Annotated in this window: 4 protein-coding genes; all 4 read right to left on the bottom strand. The window is 43.8% G+C overall.

Annotated elements, in window-relative coordinates; translation table 11 throughout:
- The coding region (locus tag K8S15_02775) for a hypothetical protein (protein MCD4774958.1) at nt 1–1,243 on the bottom strand (1,243 nt) is incomplete at its 3' end.
- A 67-nt stretch (nt 1,244–1,310) separates the two neighbouring features.
- Nucleotides 1,311–2,183: a hypothetical protein gene (locus K8S15_02770; protein ID MCD4774957.1), complete on the bottom strand. Its 873-nt coding sequence runs from the start codon at nt 2,181–2,183 to the stop codon at nt 1,311–1,313.
- 387 nt (nt 2,184–2,570) lie between these two features.
- Entirely contained in the window at nt 2,571–4,223 is a 1,653-nt protein-coding gene (locus K8S15_02765; protein ID MCD4774956.1) for a T9SS type A sorting domain-containing protein, read from the bottom strand.
- 74 nt (nt 4,224–4,297) lie between these two features.
- Nucleotides 4,298–5,116: a hypothetical protein gene (locus K8S15_02760; GenBank protein MCD4774955.1), complete on the bottom strand. Its 819-nt coding sequence runs from the start codon at nt 5,114–5,116 to the stop codon at nt 4,298–4,300.
- Between the last annotated feature and the right edge of the window lie 78 nt (nt 5,117–5,194).

Genomic DNA, 5,194 nt, shown 5'->3' with positions numbered 1-5,194 from the left:
TCAGACTGTAGTAGTAAACCCCCGGGGGAACAACATTTCCGTTATCATCTCTGCAATGCCAGAAGACACTGTGTTCACCGTCATCCAGATCTCCATCAGCGAGACTGCTTATCAGCCTCCCGGAGCAGTCGTAGATACGGATACTGACATGCGCGGGTTCTGAAAGGGAATAGTTGATCTGTGTTGAGCCATGAAACGGATTGGGCGAAATCCGAGGAACTTGAGTTCCCGGCAGTGTTTGGAATTCCGGGGATGCAACTCCTACCGACGAAATATGTGCGTAGCGAACCGACTTTAAATTGCCGCTCCAGTTCGTACCGCCGATTATGTACAGATAGCCATTATAAGAACAATATCCATGCCCGGAACGCGTTTCCGGTATGTTGGGAAATGAAACCCATGAATCAAGCGGTCCGGATATTTGTATGCCGGCAGTGCTTGATGTGCTGTAGTAAGAGGTTAAACATTGTCCGCCGGTGATGTAAACATTTCCATCCTCCACACAGCAGCCATGCAATCCGGATACCGCAGGCAGCGGTGTTGTAGACGTCCAGGAGTTTATTGTCCCATCAGGATTTGATTGCGCAAACCATATATTGGCGTAGTATGTAAGCGAGCTGCTGTGCCCACCTGTTATATACAGATAATCGTTGTGAGCGAAGCAGCGACAGCATCTCCGCGCTGCCGGCATACTCGTGGTCGATTCCCAGGTTCCGATTGTTCCATCGTCATTTATCTGAGCATACACGACTTCAGTAAGATCAGCGCTCCCGTTGTAACCACCTATTACATATATATATCCATTGCAGACTGCCATATTGAAACCGCTTCTGGGTGAAGGCAGATCAGTCGTTGAAGTCCAGGAACCAACCGATCCGTCCGCCTGTATTTCGGCAGACCATACGTCGCTTCTGTAGCTGCCGCTTTCCACTCCGCCAAGAACAAAAAGGTAGTTATTGTAAATGAAGCAGCCATGATACATTCGAGCGCCGGGCAGATTTGTTGTGGACAGCCATGGTTCTACCAGTGATCCATCGCCAAGTATTTCAGAATACCATACATTGTTGTGAGCAACACTGGTTTGCTCTCCACCAATAGTATAAACATATCCATTGTGTGCACAGCATGCTGTACACCACCTGGCATAAGGCAGATCAGCAGTTGATTGCCACTGAGCGGAGGATGTCCCTGCTAACACAAATGTCAGTATTAGCAGGTAATAAGCTCTTTTTGTGGAATACATTCTATCTCCTCAATCGATTACTTTGTATTGCATTCATCATACACTTCCTCACCATTCCGGAATCGGTTTAAAGCACTTTTATCTTCCGTTCGTTTACAAGAACATCGAGATCAACATCCTTGATCGAGATCCCTTCTTTCCAGTAAGAATAAAATGTTTTCCTGTAATAAGTGCCCAGCCCCTTATCTCGCAGATATATCGTGCTGGAAATGTATTTCCCTGTTCTAATCCCTCGCAGACCGATAGCTATGTGTTCACCGTCAAAAAGCGCCTGTTTACATGATATGTTCTTGATAACGCGTATATCGTAGTTATCGTACTCAAATAGCTTCATGTTCAGCTCGTCAATCATGCCTGTGTTCAAATCGTTTAAACCGATGATTACTTGAATAAGTACGTTTCTATTAAGCGCACTTTCCATTAGCCTATCGGATTCAGTATTGAGATGTTCCGCCAGGTCTTTATCTTTCTTACTCAGTTTTACCGCAATACTTTCGCCGGCTGAACTTATCAGTATCTCTTCTTTTGCTTGTTTAACGAGACTATTGAATTTCCTGAGGACGAGTAATGGATCACTCATAACCTTCACGCAGTCGACCGTTTCGTTAGCGTCATGCGGGTTATCATACAGCTTATTCAATTCTTCAAATACTTCGCTGATGCCGGATGTTATCAGAGAAAGCCTTTTATTCAATTTCTCCATTAAAAAATCCGGGTCGACAGGTTCGTATATCTTCTGAGTGGACTGCAGTAAAGTGCATGCGCCCTTTTTTTCAAGTGATGTCAGCAGGTCATATACTTTAGTTCTTTTCAAACCAGATATCTTTGCGACTTCTGCTGGAGTACAATTCTTCTTTTTAAGTAATGCCAGATAGACCTTAACCTCACCGGGCACTAAATCTATAAAGCTGAATATTTCATTCACTTGATTGATATTCATTGATTCTCCTGATTCTTCATATAGTTGTCCCCTAGGGGACAATAATATTTCTCATTCAGATGTCAAGCCTTATTTTCCCCGACCGGATTATTGATTATATCATTCCGGATTCACATCACTAGTACACTGTCAGGTATTAGTTGTCGGGAGATTGCGAAGTTATTTGGTGTTCCTGCAAGGCACGGAAGAAGGCGCATAGCAACGCTATGTAACTGATTCCGTAACGTCGCAGGGGCATCAAAGAACGAGCAGGGCACGACAGATAATGCCTGACAGTGTACTAGAGTTCTCAAGGAGTCAGATATTGTTCGATATTTGTAACGGTATGATGGTACTGCAATCAGAGTTGCTGCATCTGCGGACTGGCCTTCAGGACTTCAATCTATGTTATCTCAGTACGGTACACATTCTTGTTTCAGTGGTATTTCCAGCAGTAATTCGATAGAAGTAAATACCCGATTGCATTTCATCTGTATCCCACAGAATAGAATGAGTCCCTTCCTGCTGTGTTTCTCCGTCAACGAGGGTTTCCACAAGTTTTCCGCTGATGTCATAAACAGCTAATGAAACCGAACCTGTTTCCGGTAAAGCATATGAAATAGTTGTATGAAGATTTACAGGATTAGGGCTGTTCTGATTGAGTATCATGTCTGTATGCATTCCTGATGTTGACTGTTCCTCTATGGAAGTGGTTGGTTTCTCCCGTGACATTATGAAGATATCGGCACAACTGCTTGCATTAAGATAACTTGAGGTCAGCGAAAGATACGGTGAATCGTCAAGATTTGATGTAAGTACCGGATATCTGTGATCGTAAGCGCTTCCACTGGTTATTTCCTCAACAACAGTCCAGGTGAGACCTCTGTCCGTTGTTTTCCATCTCTGAATTTCATGCATGGGTGTTCCGCAGTACTCTATGTATATATCGAATTCTTCATCCGAAAGAGAATGTATTCCGTATATACTCATGGACTTATCGTTATTAGGTATTACTATTTTCTTCCACTCATCATTTTCCCAGTAGCGCAGATACCAGTCGGCTGGATCAGGGTTGTTACGCCATGATTCACCATTGATGAAGTACAGGTTGCCTGATGGTGAAAAACACCCCGAACCGAGAGAGGTTATTTCGTTGTTTCCAGGAAGGTGTTGTACAAGGCAATGGCTGTCCATCTCATCACAGGAGAGAGGTCCATCTGTGATGATATTCTTTGTGAAGGAACCGTCTATGTTTGTCCAGTTCTCGCCATCCAGACTGTTCAGGTAATAGCAGTCCGGGTAACCGTAACCGGGATCACGATCGCAGCGATTTACTGCAAGATGGATTCCATTAGTGTCGCTCTGTGTTATCCTTGCATGATATGCCCAGTAATTCCGTGCGGTTCCGAAGTTTACAACGATATTTCCGGCATTCCATGTCAAGCCGTTATCTGTGGATTTGTAGAACATTATCCGGTAATGATCGTAGTAATAATCGCTTCCATACCTTGATGACACAAAAAGATCTCCATTTGCTGTTTTCCAGATTTTTGGATAGCAGTTACCTGATGCAGTTTCATGCACCAGTGTGAAACCGTCTGAAGGATCCTCAGGGTTTACTGAACGCTTTATCTGATAATTACCATTATGACCACTGCCGCTGGTGTTCCGCAGCCTTTCATGAACCACAATTATGTGGCCGTCATCGGCAACTACAAGAGCCCCGTGCGCATGACAATCGGTTGCTCCGGGTGTTCCGGGACCCACACCGTACGACTCGGAAAGGTCTTCGGTATCATGATCGTAGTACAGAACCATATTTTCGATGGAGTATCCCGTTCCCCCCCGCTGCATCCACAGGTAATATGTTCTGTTGTAAGTTCCGGAATAGTAGTAGATTTGAGGACCGAAGTTGCTGGCTGTTATCGCCTGTGGATTATGTCCTCTGGATTCAGTTGGATAATAATAACCGTCCGAAATATCGATACTCCAGGCAATACCTGAGAGAATCATCAATACTGCTATTGTCATCGCACCGTGTAACATTCTCGCATTTTTCATTTTCTTCCTCCATTAAAAGTAATGGGTAGTTAATCCGCAGATCAATTCAAAATTTCTCTCACTCAATTTCAGTATCATGTGTTTTCCGGAGAAATTGAATCCTTGTATGCTTCCCTGAATTCCTCAACACTCATTGACTGTAACCAGTACATTTCGAACAATTCTTTCATTGCGTTTATTATGCTGGATCGCTGAATTATCACGGCAGTGAAGCTTTCCTGTGATGTTAAGCATTCCTCCAGAACAAACATCAGAATCCTGCTATCAAAAATCATCATTTTCGTCGGCAGTGATTCAGTAATTCGGACTTCTTCACCAGCCTCACGGTACATTTCCATTACTGACCTCGGAATCAAGCTTCTGGCCTCAGATACCTGGTAAATTGATCTGTACCTTGTGCCCCTTTTCAACCCCTGCAGTTCTTCTCTGTTTCTTTCTGACATTGCATAAGGAGGTTTGTTGAATGACAGCACTTCATCTTTAGATATACGTTCCAGGGAAAGAACTCTCTGTGCTACATTCGCCGCACTCTGAATAACCTCAACGCACTCCACGGAGCTTGTCTCGTTCTGACCGATCTCATATTGCGTTTCCAGTTCGTTCAGCATTTTTTTCGATGAATTGATCTGTTTTTGAGTTCTTTTGATAAAACTTCCAATTCCTACACCTGGTTCGGTCGGCTTGTACATTTTTACTTTTCCGGGAACAAGCGAGCACATGCCCTTGCCCATCAGTTTCTGCAGCACATAGTAAATCATCTTTTGCGGAACACCCGACAGCGTAGCAATCTCTCCAACCGGCGATATCTTCTTTTTCAGCAGAGCCAGATAGACTTTGGCTTCATTCATTGAAAGCCCCATTTTTATCAGAATATCAATGTGGTTGTTTTGCATTTTACTCCTGAATCAGTTAATACCACCATAGGTATGGTGTACAATGTTTACGATTATCGAGCCTGTCAATAGCAGACA

It is taken from the genome of Candidatus Aegiribacteria sp., from assembly GCA_021108005.1.
In the GTDB taxonomy this organism is placed as follows: Bacteria; Fermentibacterota; Fermentibacteria; order Fermentibacterales; family JCC-6; genus Aegiribacteria.
Note: the sequence above shows the minus strand (reverse complement) of the source record. Positions and strands in the feature narration are given on the sequence as shown.

What these genes read in the sequence shown, in the direction of transcription:
- K8S15_02765 (MCD4774956.1), bottom strand. Translation starts at nt 4,223, where the DNA reads ATGAAAAATGCGAGAATGTTACACGGTGCGATGACAATAGCAGTATTG.
- K8S15_02770 (MCD4774957.1), bottom strand. Translation starts at nt 2,183, where the DNA reads ATGAATATCAATCAAGTGAATGAAATATTCAGCTTTATAGATTTAGTG.
- K8S15_02760 (MCD4774955.1), bottom strand. Translation starts at nt 5,116, where the DNA reads ATGCAAAACAACCACATTGATATTCTGATAAAAATGGGGCTTTCAATG.